Here is a 19,817-nt window from a genome sequence, read left to right as displayed (position 1 = left end):
TCGAACCATGGCCTACGGTTCGGCGGGCGGGGGCGTGACCGATCCCGCTCACCGGTGATGTTCGCCGGGACCCCCCTCGGAGGATGCGTTGCCGACGGCCCGGGCACCCGCGCTCCGGGCCGGCTCGGGAGCGGGTATCGGTGCGGGCGTCGCGTCGCGGCCGCGGAGCCGGGAGACCCCCCTCGCGAAGATGGCCAGGACATCCTCCAGGACGAGATAGCTGCACGGCACGATGAACAGCGTGACCACGGTGGCGAAGACCACCCCGAAGCCAAGGCTGATCGCCAGCGGGATCAGGAACTGCGCCTGCAGGCTCTGCTCGAGCAGCATCGGCAGCAGGCCCATGAAGGTGGTCATCGAGGTCAGCAGGATCGCGCGGAAGCGGGCCGGCCCCGCCATGAGCACGGCCTCGTGCATGTCGGCGCCCTCGCGCCGACGGCGGTTGATGTAGTCGACCATGACCAGGCTGTCGTTCACCACCACGCCGAGCAACGCGATCATGCCGATGAACGACAGGCGGCTGAGAGGTTCGCCCATGAGCATGTGGCCCCAGATCGCCCCGACCACGCCGAAGGGTACGGCGCTCATCACGACCGCCGGATGCACGTAGCTGCGGAAGGGAATGGCCATCATCGCGTAGATCACGAGCAGGGCCAGCAGGAAGCCGCGTATCAGGCCCTGGTTGCTGTCGCGTTGTTCCTTCTGTTCTCCCTCGAACGACCAGCTCACGCGCGGGTGGTCGCGCAGGATCGGAGGGAGTGCGTTCGCTTCGACCGCGGCGAGGATCTCGTTGGCGTTGGCCACCTCGTCGTCGACGTCGGCGGTCACGTTGATCACGCGCTGACGGTCGACCCGTCGGATCGTCGAGAAGCCGCGGCCCCTCTCCACATCGGCCACGCGGAGCAAGGGGACCTCGGTGCCGTCGGGGGTGCGCACGCGCATGCTCTCGAAGTCTCCGAGGCTGCGGCGGTCGTCCTCGGGGTAGCGGACCATGACCTTCACCTCGTCGCGGCCGCGCTGGATCCGTTGGGCTTCTTCGCCGAAGAAGGCCTGGCGCACCTGACGGGCCACGTCGAGCTGGGTCAGGCCGAGGATCTCTCCCTCGGGCCGGATCCGCACCCGTAGCTCGCGCTTGCCCGTGTCGTAGGAGTCGGTGATCTCGCTCACGCCGGCGAAGTTCGTGAGCTCGGCCTTGATCGCGTCGGCCGTGGACTCGAGTTCGTCGATGTCGGTCGAGGCCAACTGGATGTCGATCGGCGCCCCGGCGTCGAAGAGATCGGCCACGAACGAGAGCCCGACCGCGCCGGGGATCTCCCCGACCTCCTGCTTCCAGCGCCGGGAGATCTCCGTGGAGCTGATCGTGCGGTCCTCGCTGCCCGTCAGTTCGATCGCGACCTCCCCGAGGTGGCCGCCGCTGAAGTTGCCGTCGGCCGGACCCATGGGTCCACCGCCCTCGGCCAGGCTCGGCTGGTAGCCGATCGAGGTCAGGCGGTGGCGGAAGATGCCCGCACCCTCGTCGCCCAGCTCGGCCTCGAGGTCGGCCCGGACCGCGGAGGCGGCGCGCTCGATGCGCGCCACGGCCTCACGCGTCGTCTCGACCGGGGTGCCCAGCGGCATGTCGACCCGGGCGACGATCGAGTCCGATTCGACGTTCGGGAACAGGCGCACCTTGATGTGGCCGCCGGCCACCAGGGCCACCGTGATCGCGAGGGTGGCCACGCCGCCGGCAATGGTGAAGTAGCGATAGCGCGCGGCCAGGTCGAGCACCGGCCGGTAGCGCGTCTGCACGAAGCGCTCGAGCGCCCGGCCGATGTCCTTCTGGTATCGCGAGATGATCACCGCGGCGATCGCGGCCGGGATGCCGACGTAGATCACCGTGGGCAGCGGAATGCCCGCGACGCGATCGACCACGCGGTAGAAGAGCAGCAGGATCAGCGCGGCCACGACCATGGCCGCGATCCTCATGCCCCAGCCCCACTCACCGCCTTCGCCCTTCAGGTGCTTGAGGTGGGCGGGCAGCACCGTCTTGCTCTCGACCAGCGAGAACAGCAAGACCGGGATCACCACGGCCGGGATCACCGCGAAGATCTTCCCCGTCAGCCCCGGGATGAAGAACATCGGGATGAAGGCCACCACCGTGGTCAGCACGCCGAAGGTCACCGGCATGGCGACTTCCTGCGTGCCCTCGACCGCGGCGCGGAAGCCGTTCCCGTGGCGGCGGTAGTGCGTGAAGATGTTCTCGCCCACCACGATCGCGTCGTCGACCACGATGCCCAGCACCACGATGAACGCGAACAGCGAGATCATGTTGATGGTCACGCCGAAGACCGGCATGAGCGCGATCGCACCGAGGAAACTGATCGGGATGCCCAGGCTGACCCAGAGTGCCAGTCGCAGCCGCAGGAACAGCGTGAGCACGAGGATCACCAGGGCCAACCCCGAGAAGCCGTTGCGCAGCAGCAGGTCGCGGCGCTGCTTCAGGATCTCGGAGCTGTCGTCCCAGATCACCAGCCGCACGCCCTCGGGCAGCCACCGATCGGCCTGGGCCACGTAGGCCTTCACCTGGTCGGCGATGCGGATCGCGTCCTCCTCGCCCACGCGGAAGACCTTGACCATGGAGCTGGGTCGGCCGTCGAAGTAGGCCGCCTGGTCGGTGTCGGCGAAGCCGTCGACCACCGTGGCCACGTCGCCGAGCAGCACGCGGGTGCCGTCGGGCCGGGTGATCAGGACGATCGTCTCGAAGTCGTCGCCGCGGTAGGCCTGGCCGATGCCGCGCAGCAGGACCTCGCCGCCTTCGGTCTTGATCGAACCGCCCGGCAGGTCGAGCGAGCTGCGGCGCACCGCGTTCGCGACCTGGTCGAAGGTCAGGCCGTGGCGGCGCAGGTCGCGTTCGCTGACCTCGATGCTGATCTCGTAGGGCCGCACGTTCACCAGGTCGGCCTGCGACACGTTCGGCAGCTGGGTGATCTCGTCCCGCACGCGATCTCCGAGTTCGCGCAGGCTGCGCTCGTCGGCGTCGGCAGCGATGGCCACGTTCAGCACCTGCCGGCGGATCAGCACCTCCTGGATCACCGGCTTCTCTGCGTCCTCCGGGAAGGTGTCGATTGCGTCGACGCGCGACTTCACGTCGTCGAGCACGGTGCGCACGTCGGCGCCGTCCTCGACCTCGATCACCACGGTCCCCGCGCCCTCGTTGCTCGACGAGGTCAGACGGTCGATCCCGTCGACGCCCTGCACCGCTTCCTCGATCTTGGTCGCGATGGATTCCTCGACCTCCGAGGGGGTCGCGCCCGGATACGGGACCGACACGCTGATCGTGTCGGTACTGAACTCCGGGAAGACCTCCTGCCGCATCGACGTGAGCGTCACCAGGCCGGCGGCGACGATCAGAACCATGAGCACGTTCGACGCGACGCTGTTGTCGGTGAACCAGTGGACGATGCCCTGGCCGCGGTAGCCGTCGTCGCGCTGCGTCATCGGGCGGCCTCCCGCGTGGCGGCCACGCGCACGCTCATTCCGTCGACCAGCACGTCGAGCCGCGTGAGCAGGACCTGGTCACCGTCGTCGACGCCGTCGGAGAGCACCACCGACGTGCGCGTGGACCGGACGACCTCGGCGTCGCGCAGTTCGAGGCGTCCGTCCCGGACGACGCCGACGCGGTCGCCGGACAGGAGTGCGCTCCGCGGGATCACGGCCACGTCGTCGACACGGGTTCCCTGGATCTCGACGTCGACGTACATGCCCACCGCGAGGGGAACGCCGGCCTGACCGGCCGCGGCCCCGTAGGGATCCGCCACGCGTACGACGACGTGGACCATGCGGCTCCGTGGGTCGATCTCGCCCTCGGTGCGGTGCACCCGACCGAGCCATTCGTGTTCCCGGCCGGCGAAGGTGCCGCGGACGACGGCGCGCGGTCCTCGCATGTCGTCGTTGTCCTCGCCGCGCACGCCCAGGGGGAGATCGAGGAATGCGAGGTCCTGGTCGAAGAGCGGGACGCGCACCTCGGCGTAGTCCACGGCGTAGATCGCCGCCGCCCGAGCGCCGGGCTGCAGGTAGTCGCCCACGTCGACGAGTTTCTCGCGCAGACGGCCGGCGTAGGGGGCGCGCAGTCGGGTGCGCTCGAGGTCCCGGCGGGCCCGTTCGACCTGGGCTTCGGCCGCGTTCAGCGCCGCCCGCGCCTGGGCCAACTGCGGCGCGCGCAACACCAGCGGTCCCGGCTCTCCCTCACGGTCGAAGCGTTCCCATTCCTCGCGCGCGACGCGGGCTTCTTCCTTCTCGCGCTCGAGGGCGACACGTGTCTGGGCCGTCTGGGCCTCGGCCTGGGCCACGGCTGCCCGGGTGTCGCGGTCGTCGAGGCGGACGAGCACGTCGCCCCGGTCGAAGAAGCCGCCTTCGACGAAGTCCTCGCTCACGCTCACCACGCGACCGGGAACCTCGGCGACCAACGCACTCGCGGTTCGGGGCTCGACGGTGCCCTGACCCGCGACCGCGTGCACGTGCGGACCGCGCTCGACCCGCATCACCTCGACCACGGGAACGATCTCTGGCGGGCGCACGCGCTTCGCCTCGGGCCGGGCCTTCACGATGACCGCGGCGCCGAAGGCGCCGATCAGCAGGGCGGCGACGGGCAGGACGATCTTGCGGACGGTCGGGTTCATCTTCGGTCTCACTCGCTGTCGGAATCGGTGTCGGCCGTGGCCACGTCGAGGAAGTCGGCCATGGGGCCACGGCGGGGATCGAATCCACCGCCGAGGGCCAGATGGAGGTCCACGCGCGCGAGGAGGCGGGCACTACGGACGGCGATCAGTTCGCTCTCCGCCGTCAGCGCGCGGCGCTGGGCTTCGAGCACGCTGAGCAGGTCACCGATGCCCTGGCGGTAGCGGTCCTCGGCCAGGGTCCACGCGCGGGTCGCGGCGGCGACGGCCGCGGCGAGGTGGCGCTCGCGCTCGGTCAGGAGATCGTCCGCGGCCAGCGCGGTCTCGACCTCGGCCAGGGCGTTCAGCACTGACTGCGCCCAGACGGCCAGCGCGGCGTCCTCGGTGGCCACGTTCGCGGCGACCTGCGCGCGCAGTCGCCCGCCCTGGAACACCGGCTGGAGCAGCGACCCGGCGATGGACCACACGCCGAAATCGCCGTCGAGCAGGTCTTCGAGCTGGTTGCTGGTGGTGCCGGTACTCCCGGTGAGGCTGATCCTCGGAAGGAGGTTGCGGCGGGCTTCTCCGGTGCGGGCCCGGCTGGCGACGAGCCGGCGTTCGGCGGCCACCAGATCGGGTCGACGCAGCACCAGGTCGGCCGGGAGGCCGGCCGGCACGTCTCCGACGGTCGTGGGGAAGGTGTCCGCGCCGCGGAGCGCGCCCTCGGGATAGCGGCCGAGCAGGACCTCGAGTTGGCGGCTGGTCTGCTGCAGCTGGTTCTCGCGCAGTGCGAGCAGGGCCGCGGCGTTCTCGGCATTCGTGCGGGTGAGGTGGACGTCGACGGGGCTGATCAATCCGCGGTCGTATCGGTCCTGCGCGATCTCGAGGGTCTGGCGGAACGCCTCGAGCGTGCGCGCGGCCAGGCTGCGCTGGCGGCCGAGCTCGGTGAGCGAGACCCACGTGCGCACCACCCGTCCGGCCAGGCTCAAACGCGCGCCCGCCAGGTCCGCCTGGCTCGCCTGCAGGTCGGCCAGGGCGGCGCGTTCCCGCTCGCCCAGGCGGTTCCAGAGATCGATCTCCCAGGTCGCGTCGAGCGACAGGGCGAAGCTGTTCGTCAGCGAACTCAACACGCCCGATCCGATCGGCAGTCCCACGAAGATCTGCTTGGTCCGGCTGCCGCGTCCGTTCGCGCTCACCTGCGGCCAGCGGTCGGCACCCGCGATGGTGGCGGCCGCGCGCGCGGCCTCGACGTTGGCCGCGGCCGCGTCCAGATCGTGATTGGCGCGCAGCGCTTCCCGGACGACCGAGTCGAGCGAGGCGTCGGCGAGATCGTTCCACCAGGGGTCGGTCCCGGCCGAGTCGGCGACCGCGTCGCCGGCCCAGGTGTCGGGCAGGGTCAGGTCGAGGGGTTCGGACGACGGCGGGGGCGGTGCGGTGCATCCGAGGAGGCTCGACAGCCCGATGGCCACGGCGAGGCGTCTCACGGAGCGTTCTCCTGGGGTAGCGGGGACGCCGCGCCGTGGGTCGCCGGCGCACGGAAGCCGGCGGCCACGAACGCGACGATGGCATCGGCCACGCTCGAGGGGTCCCAGTCGGCGATCTCGGGGTGCACTTCGAGCACGCGGTGGTGGAAGGCCTGCAGCACGGCGCCGACCATGAAGTGGAAGCGCCACTGCAGCTCGTCGGGACCGAGGTGCGGAGCGGCGTCCTGCATGATCGAGAAGCGCTGGACGACTTCGCCGAAGGTGTCCTCGAAGAAGGCCTTGTCGACGTCGCGCCCGTGGACGAGGCGGAGCATTCCGAGCAGGCAGGTGCGGTCCACCTCCGAGAACGCCTCGATCGCCGGTCGCACGAAGGCGTCGACGATGGCCTCCACCGGAGGCGTTCCCCCGCCCGCGGCGTCCACGGCGGCTTCGAGCCGCCGGATCCGCTCGGCGTTCACCGGATCGATCCGCCGCCGCGCCGTCGCGTGCAGCAGCCCCGCCTTCGATCCGAAGTGATAGTGGACCGCAGCCAGGTTGACGTCGGCGGCCGCGGTGATCATGCGGAGCGAAGTGCTCTCGAATCCGTTGTCAGAGAACAACTTCTCGGCAACGTCGAGGATTCGTTCGCGCGTCCTGGTCTCGCTCATGGTCGTCCCGGACTCTGGCTCGGACAAAAGTTCAAACGTTCGTTTCAAACGTACGTTCGAATCTGCTGACTCGCCAGTCGAGTTCGTCCGGTCGGTGTCTACGGATGAGCTCAGACGCCGGTCGCGCGGCGGCGACCGAACACACGTCGGGCGAACGACGGCCATTCGGCGTGTCCGTGGAGGCGACGCCAGAAGGGGTCGGCCTCGGCGAAGACCACCAGGGGCGCCCGGGCTTCGGCCGCCCGCTCGAGGTCGAGCAGGGCGCCGGTCGGATCGTCCATCGAGAGGCGGATGACGGCCCCGGCCAGAGCGGGCAGGGGCGGGGCGTCCGGGGTTCCGGCCTCGAGTCGAGGGATCTCGGAGGCGGCGCGGCTCCGGTCGCCGGCGCGCGACAGAGCGGCGATGCGGACCGCGCCGAGCGTGGCGCTGGGTCCGAGGTTGGGTCCCGCGTCCCGAAGGGCCTCGAGGGCATCGACCGGTCGGTCGAGACCGAGCAGGCACCAGGGGCGGAGTTCCCGGGCGAAGGCGGGGTTGGCGTGGCGCGCGAGCGCGTCGTCGAGGACGGCGAGAGCGGCGTCGAGATCGCCCGCGAAGTAGTGGATCAGGGCCACGTGACACTGGATCCGCGGGGAGTCGGGGTCGAGCTCCTGCGCGCGTTGTGCGGCGTGCAGGGCGGCCTCGGGTTGGAGTCGCGCGGCCAGGAACAGGGCGTAGTGGTCGTGCGTGATCGCCTGGTGGGGCCCGAAGTCCACGGCGGCGAGGAGCTGCTCGCGTGCGGCGCTCCAGTCGTGGTCCAGGGTCATGCGGACCAGCCCGGCCACGGCCCGAGCGCGGGCATCCAGGGGATCGCTCTCGATCGCCCGCTCGATCAGCTCGCGCACACGATCCGGCACCGAGACATCGGTGACCTGGTGGGCACCCCACTGCAGCAGCAGCGACTCCCCGAGACCGACGTGGGCCGCGATCGATCGTTCGTCGAGCAGCAGCGCGCGACGGTAGCAGGCGCTGGCCCGGTCGAGATCGGGGACACCGCCCTCGAGCAGCAGGTCCCCCTGGAGTGCCGCCTGCACGGCGCGATCGTCGGTTTCGTTGCCGCGCTCGGCCCACCCTCCCGGAGCGGTCGGCGTCCGGAGTGCGTTCAACACGAGTCGCTGCAGCCGGATCGGCAGGCAGTCCCGATCGCGCCACGCATGGACGATCCGGCCCGACCAGGCGCGCCGTCCGTCGGCCACGGTGAAGATGGCGATCTCCACGCTCAGTTCGCTGCCGACGACCTGGATCGAGCCGAGGATCATGGCCTCGATGTCTCCCGCGGTCGCAGGGGACGGTGTGGTCGCGAAGGCGTGCTTCAGGTCGGTCGGCGCCAGGACCCGTCGGACCGATCGGCCGGGGAGTGCCGCGATCGTCCCTGCGATCGACTCGGTGGCGCGTCGTGCGAGTTCGTGGAGTTCGTCCTCGGCTCCGTCGGTCACCACGCGCAGTTCGGCGATCCCGAAGGTCCGGCAGTGATCGAGGGGGACCCGGCTCTCGGCGGCGGTCGTCCGCACCTCACCGACGAAGCGATAGCCGACCGTGGGAACCGTGAGCAGGTAGCGATGCTCGCGCGGATTCTCGCCGAGCGCCCGGCGCACGGCCGCGACGTTCACGGTGAGGTTCGCCTCGGTCCCGGATCCGTCGGGCCACACGGATTCGAGGATCTCGTCCTTCGGCACGACGCGTTCGCGGTTGTTCAGCAACAACCACAGGAGCGAGAAGCTCTTGGGGCGGAGATCGATCGCCTGTCCCTCGCGTGTCAGGACACGGCGGACGGGATCGACTTCGAAGTCTCCGAAGCGAAGCGTGGGGAACATGCCGGGACCGGGCCGGCAGGAAACAGGAGGGCACGGCGAAGGGCCGGATCCGACGTGCCCACGACCGCAACGAGGGGGTTCGGTCGGTGTCGCCCTTGATCGTACCGCGCGGTGCTGGCGGGCGCCACCCCGTCGCTCAGGGGACGAGGGGAGCCACCGCGGCCCAGCGGAGTCTCGCCTCGGCGATCTGGACCGCCGCCCGAGCCCGGACCCCCTGGGTGCGTGCGTCGGTCAGGGCGCGTTCGGCCTCGAACAGGCGCGCGAGGGTGTCACGGCCTTCGGCGAAGCGCAGTGAGACGATCCGGTAGGCTTCTTCGGCTGCGTCGCGTTGGATTCCGGCCGCCTCCAGGCGGCGGTGCGCGGCGTCCCGCTGGGTCCAGGCTTCGATCGCCTCGCGTTCGACCTCCAGTTCGGCCGCGCGGCGCTCGGCCTCGGCACGGCGACGGTCGGCACGCGCCCGATCGACCTCGGCGCCGATCCGACCTCCCTGGAACGGACTCCAACGGAGTCCGATCGCCGCCTGCATCGATGCGTCCTCGCGATCGGTGTCGAACTCCGGCACGACCGTCACGGCGCGCGCGCTCGCGACGAGTCGCGGCAGCCGTTCGCGGTGGGCGGCGCCGATGCGATCGTCGCCGGCGGACGCGGCCAGACGCGCCGCGCGAACCTCTGGTCGCCGTTCGCGCGCACGGGTGCGCACCTCGTCGAGCGACGACCACGGGGCGGTGGGGACGGTCGTGTCGGCGTCGGGTTCGCCCATCGAGACGGGGTCGACGTCCATGAGTTCGCCCAGTCGGGCGCGGGCTGCGTGTCGTGCCGCCTCGATCGATGCGCGTTCGGCGCGGACCTGGGACCGTCGCGCGCGCAGACCCAGGACATCGGCCTCGACCGTGCGCCCTGCCTCCAGACGCAACTCGGCGTCGGTGAGTTCACGATCCACGAGTTCCAGGGTGGCGTCGATCACGTCCAGTCGTTGCCGCCACTGGACGATCTCGAAGTACCGCACGACGGCGGCCAGGCGCAGCCGCCGTGCGACCGCCCGATGGCTCTGCTCCCGTGCGCGTTCGCTCTTGGCCGCGGCGTCGATCAGTTCCTCGCGCGAGAAATCCCACAGCAACCAGTCGACCCGCGCACTCGAGGTCCACACGTCGACCGCGGCATCGGGGTCGAAGGCGAGCAGGTCCGCCGGTCCGGACACGTCGAGCAGTTGGAGGCCGAAGGTCTCGGTGGGTTCGTTCGTGCGCGCGGCATCCGAACGCAGTTCGAGTCGGGGCCAACGGCCCGACCGTGCGCTCCGGTGATCGGCCGCGGCGTGTTCGAGGTCGGCCAGCGCCGCGTCCAGCGTGGGATTCGCCGCTTCCACCCGATCGAGGACCGTGCCGAGATCCAGTGCGGCTGCCGGAGCGGGCAGGGTGATCAGCAGTACGGCCACGACCGTGGCCGTGGCCACCGCACCTTCGGGAAGGCGCGCACGGCGTTCCCCGCCGCGCTCCAGGATCAGATACAGAGCGGGCACCAGCACGAGGGTGACCAACGTGGCCGCGCTCAGCCCTCCGATGATCACCCATCCCATGGGTCCCCACATGCTGCCTCCGAAGAGTGTGAGTGGGAGCAGACCCGCCTGCGTGGTCAGCGTGGTCAGGATGATCGGCTGCAGACGGGACTGGGCCGCGTGACGGACCGCGCGGTCCAGGGTCTCGCCGTCGCGGCGGTACTGGTTCACCCGGTCGACGAGAACGATCGCGTCGTTCACCACGATCCCCACCAGGGCCAGCAACCCGATGAAGGCGGTGAAGCCGAACGGCCAGCCGCTCACGAGCAGCCCCGCCACCGAACCGGCCAACGCCACGGGGATCGACGTGAAGATCACCAGTGGCAGTTTGAACGAACCGAACTGCAGGACGAGGATCCCGTAGATCAGACCCATGGCCACGACCACGTTCTGCAGCATCGACAGGAACGCCACGTCGCGTTCCTCGTCCTCGCCGATCACTTCCCAGCTCTCGCCCGGAGCGAGGTCGAGGCCGCGGACCGCGGGCAACAGGTCGGCGACGATCTCCGTCGCCAGACGGTCGTCGGTGTCGGCGCCCACGATCACCGAACGCTCGAGGTCGGTGTGCATGATCCGGGCGTAGGTGCTCGACAACGAGGGTCGGGTGAGTTGTGCCAGGGGAACCGGCGTTCCGCCGGGCAGCGGGACCCGCACCCGCTCGAGGTCGTCGATGCCTTCGGCGCCCTCCGCCGCCACGCGGACGACCACGTCGTGGTCCTCGCCGTTCACGCGCAGCGTGGTCGCCCTGCCGCCGGCCATGGCCAATCGGATCTCCCGAGCCACCAGTGCCGAGTTCAGGCCCAGTTTGTGGATCTTCACCGGATCGGTGTGCAGCTCCAGGCGTGGTGCACCCGGTCTGAGGTCGTGCGAGACGTTGATCGCGCCCGGGATCTCGCGCAGCGCGTCCGCCAATGCGTCGGCGTGTTCGCGGAGACGCTCGAGGTCGTCGCCGTCGATACGGATCGACACGGGCAGTCCCACGGGTGGCCCCTGCACGAGCAGCTTCGTCTCGACCCGGAAGCGCGGATCGCCGGCGAAGCGGTCGCGGATCCGTCGCGCGAGATCGGGAATGTCCATGCTCGCGTCCCGCGGGACGGTGACCAGGAGTTCGGCGAAGTTCGTCCGCGGAATGTCACGCAGTGTGTTGTAGTAGACCATCGGATTGCCCTCGCCGACGTTCGTCGTCACCGACTTCGTCAGCGGATGGTCCAGGATCCAACGTTCGACCTCGATCGCACGCTCGTGCGTGGTCCACAGATTGGTTCCCTGCGGCGCCTTCACCCTCACCAGGAACAGGGGTTTGTCGTCGGCGCGCGGGAAGAAGTTCATGCCGAGTGTCGTGCCGATCCCGATCAGACCCGCGGCGGCGAGGAGCAGCGCGAGCACGGTCACGCGAGGTCGCGCCTGCACGAAGTCGAGAGTCCGCGCGTAGGCGCCGCGCCGGGCGACGTGGTCGAGGATCGGCTGCAGGCCGGCCGGGCGAGCCGCGCGCGGCGATCCGAACAGCCGGATCGCCACCAGCGGCGTGACGAACAGCGCCACCCCCAGACTGACGATCAGGACGAGCGAGACCACCGTCGGGATGTCGCGGGTGAAGTCCCCGACCGAGCCGGCCATGAACAGCATGGGCACGAAGGCGGCCACCGTGGTCGCGGTGGCGCTGGTCACCGCGCTGGCCACGCGATCGGTTCCACGGATCGCCGCTTCGTTCGCCGGCGTGCCCTTCTGACGTTCGTGGAGGATCGACTCGAACACGACCACGGCGTTGTCGACCAGTAGGCCGAGCACGACCACGAGCCCCGCGATCGACATCTGTTGCAACGACACGCCGAAGGCGTCGAGCAGCCAGAAGGAGATGCCCACGGCCAGGGTCATCGCGGTGATCGCCACCACGGCCGCCCGCCAACCCACGATGATCGCCACGAACAGGACGATGATCGCCCCACCCTGCAGCAGGCTGAAGCCGAAGGTTCGCAGACGCGCCGACACGTCGTCGCTCTGGTCGACCACGACCGACGCCGTCAGGTGGTCGGGAAGATCGGCGCGGAGACGGTCGAGTTCGAGACGCGCGTCGGCCGTCATGTCGAGGACGTTGCGGCCCTCCTTGAGCTTGGCGGTGACGACCACGGCCGGCTCCCCCTGGTGCCGGACGACATATTGCGGATCCTCGCTCCCCCATCGGACCGTCGCGAAGGAACCGAGCAGCACGGGGCGCCCGTCGACCGCCGTGAGCACCGTGGTGCGGATGTCGTCGAGGGTCTCGAAGCGCGGGTTCGGCCGGATGCTCAGGCGGCGCACGCCGCTCATCACGCTGCCGCCGGGAAGGTCACCGTTCGCGGCGGCGATGGCGTCGCTCACCTGACCCAGGGCGATCCCACTCGCCGCCATCCGATCGGGATCGATCATCACGTGCACCTGCTGTTCCCGCGCTCCCTCGATCCGGATCTCACCCGCATCGCCGAGTGTGTTCCAGCGGTCCTCGAGTTCCTCGGCCCAGTGGCGCAGCTCGGCGTCGGTGGCGTCCGGGCCGTGGATCGCCGCCTGGATCGCGACGACGGCGCTGGGTTTCTGTTCGATCACGCGGAGTTCGGTCACGCCGTCGGGAAGGTCGTCCTGCACGCCCGACACGGCCTGGGCGAAGAGGTCGAAGGCCTCGTCCTTGTCGACGTCGTCGCGGAACTCGCCGGTGATCACGGCCACGCCGTCGGCCGCGGTGGCCTCGACCGTGTCGATCTCCTCGAGCGCGTGCAGCGCCTCCTCGATCGGTTCGACGATCCGGTCCTCGACCTCTTCTGCGGTTCCCACCGGATACACGACACGAACGGTCCCACCGAAAGCCGGAAGGGTGGGGTCTTCCTGTCGTGGCATCTTCACGAAACCGAGTACTCCGAGGGTGAGCGCGGCCAGGGTGAAGATGACGACGAAGCGGTAGTTGCGGACGGCGAGGGTGGTGCTGCTCATCGGGGCTCACCTCCGCGCTCCACGGAGACGACGGCATCGCCGGCGCGCAGGCGATCGGGGGCCTCGTCGACGATGCGATCCCCGGCCCGCAGGCCACCGGTGATCACCACGCGGTCGCCGCGCACCGGACCGACCTCGACATCCACGCGTTCGACCCGCCCTCGGGCGTCGACGCGCCACACGGCCTGGCCCTGGTCGTCGATGCGCAACGCGCTCAGCGGGACGCGAAGCTCCTCGCCGCCGGCGGTGGGCGGGCGTGGACTGAAGGTGGCCTGGACGACCATGCCCGGAAGCAGACGGCGATGTTCGTTGTCGACCACCAACCGCAACGGCACCGACCCCGAGCGTGTGTCACTCTGCAGCGGAGCGTGTTCCACCGAGCCGGTGGCGCGCAGACGGGGGTCGTCGCGGGCGACGAGAGTGACCGGTCCGTCGAGGTCGACCAGGGAGAGATCGCTCGCCGGCAGCGCGGCTTCCACCTCCAGGGAGCGCAGTTCGATCAGCTCGAAGGCGGGAACACCGCTTCCGACGACCTCGCCTTCTTCGGCGTGCCGGGCGAGGACGTGTCCGGCGAAGGGTGCGCGCAGGACGGAGCGGTCGAGATTCCACCGCGCGAGTCGCAGTTCGGCGCGGGCGCCCGTGAGCTCGGCATCCTGGGCGTCGAACTCCTCGTCGCTCAGCGCTCGTTGGTCGAGCAGCCGGCGGCTGCGGGCGAGGCTCTTCTCGAGGTGGTCGACCCGGGCCTCGGCGCGTTCGACGGCACTCTCGAAGGGGATGGGGTCGAGGCGGGCCAGGGCGGTTCCCGGCGTGACCTCGTCTCCTTCGTCGCGCAGGACCGCGTCGACCACGCCCGACACGGCGAAGGCCAGGACAGCGTGACGGCGGGCCTCGAGCGTTCCACTCGCCCGCAGGGGGTGGACGGAGGCCGGGCCGGTGTGCGCACGCACCTCGTGGATCCGGACACGGACGGCGTCCTCGGGTGAGGGAGTCGGCCGGGCCGCGGCGCTGCCATCGGACGGATCCGGGGGACCGGTGACGAAGCGCGGCACCGCCACCAGGGTCACGACGAGGGCGACGAGGATCGCGGCGGGCGACAGGACGCGACGGGTGCGTGGGGCGGTCGAGGGTCTCATGGCTCCTTCGCTCCGGTCGGGGGCGTGGGGTCGGGTCTCGATGGCGGGCCCGAGTGGCCCCGGGGCGCCTCCGCCGTACCGGCGCGCGGCGCGCCCCAGGATTGGATTGAGTAATCAGTCAATACTTCGGGATTCCTGCCTCGGGTATCGGGGTCCGTCGGCCCCGCGCGTCAGCGCGGGCGGTGCTCCGGTGCGACGACGCCGTTCAGGAAGACGTCGACCATGTGGTCGAGATAACGGGCGTCGAGGTCGGCCTGCTCCTCGCCGGGTGCCGTGTGGAGCATGTGTCGGCCCTTGCTCATGTGCCACATCACGCACATGTCGATGAAGGTCTTGATCACCAGGGCGGGATCGAGGTCCCGCCGGACGAAGCCGGCGTCCTGGCCCTCGCGGATCCGGGCCGCGCCGAGCAGTTCCACGGCTTCGGCCACGCCCTGCTTCCGGGTGAGGGGCTTGCCCTCCCAGGCCTGATCGGCGAACCACCAGGCCAGCAGGCGGGCCACGTGGGGGTTGTCGTGCAGGAACTGGAAATAGCGACGGACCGAGTCCTCGAGCAGGTCCAGGTCGGGGACCTCGGCCGACTGCAGCATGTCGAGCATCCCGTTGAAGTACGGCGCCAGGGTGTCCTCCATGACCGCGTCGAAGAGGCCTTCCTTGTTGTCGAAGTAGTGGTACAGGAGACCCTGTGGGACTCCGGCGGCCTCGGCGATCCGGCCCGTGCGGCCCCCGGTGAAGCCGTGTGCCACGAACTCGTCGCGGGCGGCGTCGAGGATCGCCCGTCGGCTGCGTTCGGGATCACGGGTTCGGCGGCTCTGGCGGGACTCGGTCACGGGACGCTCCTCGATGGGACGTCCCGTAGAATATCATAACTGATCATTCAGTCAATAGTTGGCAGGGCGAGAGCCGACCCCAGCCGGACCCCCGATCCGGACCGCCGGACACGGGACCGACCGGTCAGTGGCCCTCGCGCATCTTCACCGGCGAGGCCCCCAGCGCGTCGACGGCGATCACGCGCCCGGTCTTCCGATCGATCTGACCGAACTCGAGCACTCCGGTGGGGCAGCTCTGGACGCAGGCACTGCAGCGGACGCACTGGACGTCGGCCATGGGCTCGCCCTTGTTCGCGAAGCTCATGACGTCGATCCCCTGGTGGCACACGCTCGTGCACACGTTGCAGCTGATGCACTTCTTCTTGTCGGCCAGGATCCGGAAGCGGCTGAAGCGGGCGTACACGTGCATCAGTGCGGCGAGCGGGCACCCGAAGCGGCACCACACGCGTCCGGAGAAGTGCATGTAGAAACCCACGCCGATGATCCCGGCCATGGTCAGATCGACGATCCAGGCGTAGTTCAGGAAATTCATCGGGAAGCCCAGGTCGGACCAGTCGCCGCCGCGACCCGTGAGACCCGCCATGTACGCGCCCCGGAAGGCTTCGCCGACGGCAGTGTCGGGCCATACCCAGCCGACGATCCGGAAGAACAGGAGCACGAAGGCGGCCAGCAGGACGACCTGGCCGACCATGTTCACCCGGTTCCACACCGGGCCGTGGGGCATCTTCTCGCGCAGCGTGTCGCCCACGGTCTCGGCGAGCGCGCCGCAGGAGCACACCCAACCGCAGTACGCGCCCTTGCCCCAGAAATAGATCATGGCCGGAATGATCACGAAGGTCTGGGCGAAGGCGATCACCAGCCACCACACGAGCGGTTGGTCGGTGAACACGTTCCAGATCATCAACGGCCAGGCCAGGATCAGACCGAAGGCGCGCCAGTACTCGCGTCCGTGGGCGTCCCATTCGGTCACCGGGAAGAGGTTGTCGGCCACGGTCTTCGCGAGTCCCGAATCGAAGAAGCCGTTGTGGCCCATCCACGGCAGGACCAGGTACGGCAACAGGAACAGCGGGATCACCTGGATCGCCGTCAGCGTGAGGGTCTGCACCGTGATGTACGGCGTCTTCCTCCGGCGGATGCGCGCGATACCGAAGAGGAGCACCGCGGACGAGTACGCGAAGGTGTAGTAGAAACCGGGGCTCTTGGCGCTGAGCGTGAGTGTGCCGAGGAACGTGGAAGGATCGGACGGCGACCCGATGTTGAAGGGGAACCAGCCGTTCTCCTGGAACCACGAGTAGATCGGGATTCCCGCGCTGGTCTTCCAGTGGTAGACGAAGATCGCCGCCAGAAGGATGGCCACGAACGACAGCTTGGTCGACGTGCGCCACTCGCCACGGATCGGCACGCCACTGCGACGGAAGAAGTCCAGGGGGGCATCCCGGCCGATCATGGTGAACACGTTGTCGTTGTCGATGGTCTCGGTGCCGTCGGCGGTCTCGAGCTCGACGCTCGATTCGTCGATACGCTTCACCTGGCTGCCGAGCATCTGACGTAGGCCGTGCTCCTCGCTGGCTCGATCCAGGGCCTCGACGTTGTCGGGCTTGGGACGGGTCAACTGATCCCGGCGATAGCTGAGCGTGACCCGGGCGCCGCATTCGGCCAGGGCCACGGCCGATTCCACCGCGCTGTCGCCCCCGCCCACGACGAGGACGTCGCGATCGCAGTAGTCCTTGGGGTCGTGCAAACGGTTGCTGACCTTGTCGAGTTCTTCGCCCGGCACGTTCAGCTTCCGGAAGTCGCCACTGCGGCCGATCGCCACGATCACGCGGCGGGCCCGGATGGGCTCGCCGTTCGCCAGTTCGACGAGCAGACGTCCGCCGGAGCGCTGCACGCGCGTCGCGCGACCGGGCTGCGGAACGATCCCCTGCTCGATCGTCTGCTCGCGCAGCTCGGTGAGCAGGTCCTCCTTCACGTCGGCGCGGAATCGCATGTCGCCGGCGTGCTGCATGTCGGTGGGGTAGGTGTAGATCGGCTTGCGCCGCGGGAAGTTCACGATGGTCGAGAAGGGCTCGCTGGCCTCGAGGACCACGAAGTCCAGACCGGCCTCGCGCGCTTCGAGTGCGGCCGACATGCCGGCCACGCCGGCACCGATGATCACGAGGTCGCGGACATCGTCGTCGGGGTCGCGCGTGGGCAGGAAGTCGGGGTCGTCGGCGATCGTGCGCACCGCGCGGGCGCCGGTGTCGGCCGAGAACTTCAACAGCGGGATCCCGGTGAGGTCGCCCACCAGGTAGAGGCCCGGGACGCGTGTGGAACCGTCCTCGTTCGCCTCGGGGAGCTTCTCGACGGTACCGGCGGGCCAGCCGGTGTGGAGCCAACGGGTGTATCTGCGGACGGGTTCGGTGAGACGGCGTGCGAGCGAGCCGGCGGGGCCGGGCATCAATGGTCCTCCATCGAAGTCATCGGGTGACAGGGGTGGAAGTCGAAGAGCAGAGGGCCCAGGAACCGTAACGCGTCCGAGGACGACTGTCGGCGTCGACACGTTGCGACTGCGTGATACATTGGAGAATCCATGGAGTCCCTTCACGTACCCCCGTCGGTACGAGCCCCCTGGAAGCCCGTGACCTCGTCACCCGACCCGACACACTCGTCTCACGAATCCGTAGAACGTGACGAGACACGTGAGGCCGGACCGGCTGCGCCGGGACGCGACATCGAGCCCCCGCCGCGCGAAGAGCTGCTGCGAGTGCGCGACCGCGACCCCGACGCACTGGGCCGTTTCTTCGACCGCTACTTCCCGTACGTGTACGGTCTGACCGTGCGCCTGCTCGGGAACCGAGCGGCGGCCGAGGACGCGACCCAGGACGTGCTGTTGAAGGTCCACCGCGCGATCGATCGTCTGGACCCGGATCGGGATCCGGGGCCCTGGCTGACGACGATCACGTACAATGTGGCACGGGACCGGTGGAGATCGGCCTCGGACCGCATGGAGCGACAGTCCGCGTCGATCGACGACCAGCCGGAACTGGCCCATGTGTTGCGAGACGGTGGTCCGGATCCGGAGCAGGGAGCGCTCGCCAGCGAGCGAGAAGCCCTGGTCCAGGAGGCCCTGATGCGGCTGCCGGAATCGGCCCGCGAGGTGATCGTGCTGCACGATTACCAGGGCCACACCCACGATCGGGTGGCCGAGATCCTCGGATCCAGCCACGCCGCGATCCGCAAGCGGTACTCGCGAGCACTGCAGGCGCTCGGTGAGATCCTGCGGGAGATGTTGGACGCATGAACGACACGCACCACGATTCCCACGACGAGTGGACCGACGCCCAGCGCGCCGGCCGCAACGCCGTGCGTTCACTTCCCGTCGCCGAGGCCGATCCCGACTTCCGGGCGGCCATGCGCGAGCAGTTCGTACGCGGTGAGTTCCAGAAGTCCGCGCGCCCGGCGCGCCGAGCCGGCGGACGACGCCGTGCCGGGCGTCGCATCTTCACGTGGGCTGCGCCGGTCGCCGTCGCCGCGGCCCTCGCGATCATGATCGGAGTGCTGAACTACTCGGCCGACTGGACCGTGGTCCACGCCGCCGGGACCGACTACGTGATGGTCGACGGCGCGCGCGTGCCGTGCGACGACCTCTCTCCGCTGCAGGCGGCGATCCAGCCGGGCTGCCGCGTACAGATGCCCGAAGGCGGACAGATGGAGGTCGTGACCGACGCCATGGCCCTGCAGATCAACGGAGGGACCGACGTCACCATTCCCACGCCGCCCGGCCGTTGGTTCGCGCGGACCATCGATTCGGACGTGCTGGGAGACGGTACGTTCCGGGTCGCGACCGGTCCCGAGTTCGAGGGGGCCCGGTACGCACTTCACACCGAGGCGGCCACGCTCGAGATCACCGGCACGGCCTTCAGCGTGATGAACTCGCCGGGCACCGTGTGCATCTGTGTGCTCGACGGGGACGTGCAGGCGAAGCTGCCGGACGGCTCCACGCGGACGATCGGACCCGGTGGGCGTCTCACCCTCGCGCTCGACGGATCGACGATCGACGCCGGCTCCATGCGCCCCGGCGAGCGGGACGCGCTGACGGACCTGCGGGAGCGCCTGGTCACCGCGTCGCGCTGACGCGGCGGCGCTGACGCACGGCGGCGCCCCAAAACGGTGCATTCGCTTCATCGACCGGACGCGCCGCCGGTTCTAGCTTGAATCTGTTCCTCCACCCATGCCGCCGGGTGGCATCGTCCGGACGAGATGCCCCGGTCGGCTCGCGGCGACCTCGGGCAGGGAGTGTCCGCCGCTCGAAGGAACGGCGACCGGTGACCACGTCCACACCATGTGGCCCGGTCGGCCAGCGAGAAGAGGGAGGGCGGAGCCGCAAGGGTTCCGCCCTCTCTCGTTCGTCACCGGTGTGTCTGATACCTGCCGCGGGGAGTCGTCGGCTCACCGTGGGTCCGAGCCCGCCGCGGAGCGAACGGGAATCCACTTCTGCAGCATCTCACGCAGCTGGTCGGCCTTGGCCGGTTTGCTCAGGTAGTCGTCCATGCCGGCCGCCAGGCACTTCTCGCGGTCGCCGTCCATGGCGTTCGCGGTCAGGGCGATGATCGGGATCCTCGAGATCGAATCGTCGAGAGCGCGGATCGCACGCGTCGCCTCGTAGCCGTCCATGACGGGCATCTGGCAGTCCATGAGGACGGCGTCGAAGGCCCCCTGGCCGAGCATCTCGACACCGGCCTCGCCG

General features: G+C 69.7%; 12 protein-coding genes. 2 read left to right on the top strand and 10 right to left on the bottom strand.

Features of this window, described 5'->3' with window-relative positions:
* Window positions 1-48: 48 nt before the first annotated feature.
* The 9 genes from VKA86_11170 to VKA86_11130 form a co-directional block, all read right to left on the bottom strand.
* Window positions 49-3,477, bottom strand: coding sequence for an efflux RND transporter permease subunit (locus VKA86_11170; GenBank protein ID HKK71769.1), 3,429 nt, complete (start codon window positions 3,475-3,477; stop codon window positions 49-51).
* Window positions 3,474-4,658: an efflux RND transporter periplasmic adaptor subunit gene (locus VKA86_11165; protein HKK71768.1), complete on the bottom strand. Its 1,185-nt coding sequence runs from the start codon at window positions 4,656-4,658 to the stop codon at window positions 3,474-3,476. Before VKA86_11165 ends, VKA86_11170 begins: the two co-directional genes overlap by 4 nt.
* 8 nt (window positions 4,659-4,666) lie before the next feature.
* Window positions 4,667-6,118, bottom strand: a complete 1,452-nt coding sequence (locus VKA86_11160; GenBank protein HKK71767.1) for an efflux transporter outer membrane subunit — start codon at window positions 6,116-6,118, stop codon at window positions 4,667-4,669.
* Window positions 6,115-6,765: a TetR/AcrR family transcriptional regulator gene (locus VKA86_11155; protein HKK71766.1), complete on the bottom strand. Its 651-nt coding sequence runs from the start codon at window positions 6,763-6,765 to the stop codon at window positions 6,115-6,117. Before VKA86_11155 ends, VKA86_11160 begins: the two co-directional genes overlap by 4 nt.
* 110 nt (window positions 6,766-6,875) lie before the next feature.
* Complete coding sequence (locus tag VKA86_11150; GenBank protein ID HKK71765.1) at window positions 6,876-8,615, bottom strand: winged helix-turn-helix domain-containing protein; 1,740 nt, start codon at window positions 8,613-8,615, stop codon at window positions 6,876-6,878.
* 136 nt (window positions 8,616-8,751) lie between these two features.
* Window positions 8,752-13,128: an efflux RND transporter permease subunit gene (locus tag VKA86_11145; GenBank protein HKK71764.1), complete on the bottom strand. Its 4,377-nt coding sequence runs from the start codon at window positions 13,126-13,128 to the stop codon at window positions 8,752-8,754.
* Complete coding sequence (locus VKA86_11140; protein HKK71763.1) at window positions 13,125-14,261, bottom strand: efflux RND transporter periplasmic adaptor subunit; 1,137 nt, start codon at window positions 14,259-14,261, stop codon at window positions 13,125-13,127. The genes VKA86_11145 and VKA86_11140 overlap by 4 nt, the downstream gene beginning before the upstream one ends.
* Before the next feature lie 170 nt (window positions 14,262-14,431).
* A complete protein-coding gene (locus tag VKA86_11135) occupies window positions 14,432-15,091 on the bottom strand; it encodes a TetR/AcrR family transcriptional regulator (GenBank protein HKK71762.1) in 660 nt (219 codons plus the stop codon).
* Window positions 15,092-15,215: 124 nt separating this feature from the next.
* Window positions 15,216-17,528 (bottom strand): NAD(P)-binding domain-containing protein, encoded by a 2,313-nt coding sequence (locus VKA86_11130; protein ID HKK71761.1) that lies wholly within the window; start codon window positions 17,526-17,528, stop codon window positions 15,216-15,218.
* Between the two features lie 306 nt (window positions 17,529-17,834).
* Between VKA86_11130 and VKA86_11125 the strand changes: the two genes are divergently transcribed.
* On the top strand, window positions 17,835-18,371 hold the full coding sequence (locus VKA86_11125) for an RNA polymerase sigma factor (GenBank protein HKK71760.1): 537 nt from the start codon (window positions 17,835-17,837) through the stop codon (window positions 18,369-18,371).
* Window positions 18,368-19,204: a hypothetical protein gene (locus VKA86_11120; GenBank protein HKK71759.1), complete on the top strand. Its 837-nt coding sequence runs from the start codon at window positions 18,368-18,370 to the stop codon at window positions 19,202-19,204. The genes VKA86_11125 and VKA86_11120 overlap by 4 nt, the downstream gene beginning before the upstream one ends.
* Before the next feature lie 315 nt (window positions 19,205-19,519).
* Here the strand turns inward: VKA86_11120 and VKA86_11115 are convergent.
* On the bottom strand, window positions 19,520-19,817 hold a 298-nt coding region (locus VKA86_11115; GenBank protein HKK71758.1), incomplete at its 5' end, for a response regulator.

The sequence above is a fragment of the Candidatus Krumholzibacteriia bacterium genome, from assembly GCA_035268685.1.
In the GTDB taxonomy this organism is placed as follows: domain Bacteria; phylum Krumholzibacteriota; class Krumholzibacteriia; order JAJRXK01; family JAJRXK01; genus JAJRXK01.
Note: the sequence above shows the minus strand (reverse complement) of the source record. Positions and strands in the feature narration are given on the sequence as shown.

Excerpts from the sequence above, each read along its gene's own strand:
- VKA86_11170 (HKK71769.1), bottom strand. The coding sequence starts at position 3,477 with ATGACGCAGCGCGACGACGGCTACCGCGGCCAGGGCATCGTCCACTGG.
- VKA86_11165 (HKK71768.1), bottom strand. The coding sequence starts at position 4,658 with ATGAACCCGACCGTCCGCAAGATCGTCCTGCCCGTCGCCGCCCTGCTG.
- VKA86_11155 (HKK71766.1), bottom strand. The coding sequence starts at position 6,765 with ATGAGCGAGACCAGGACGCGCGAACGAATCCTCGACGTTGCCGAGAAG.
- VKA86_11150 (HKK71765.1), bottom strand. The coding sequence starts at position 8,615 with ATGTTCCCCACGCTTCGCTTCGGAGACTTCGAAGTCGATCCCGTCCGC.
- VKA86_11145 (HKK71764.1), bottom strand. The coding sequence starts at position 13,128 with ATGAGCAGCACCACCCTCGCCGTCCGCAACTACCGCTTCGTCGTCATC.
- VKA86_11140 (HKK71763.1), bottom strand. The coding sequence starts at position 14,261 with ATGAGACCCTCGACCGCCCCACGCACCCGTCGCGTCCTGTCGCCCGCC.
- VKA86_11130 (HKK71761.1), bottom strand. The coding sequence starts at position 17,528 with ATGCCCGGCCCCGCCGGCTCGCTCGCACGCCGTCTCACCGAACCCGTC.
- VKA86_11120 (HKK71759.1), top strand. The coding sequence starts at position 18,368 with ATGAACGACACGCACCACGATTCCCACGACGAGTGGACCGACGCCCAG.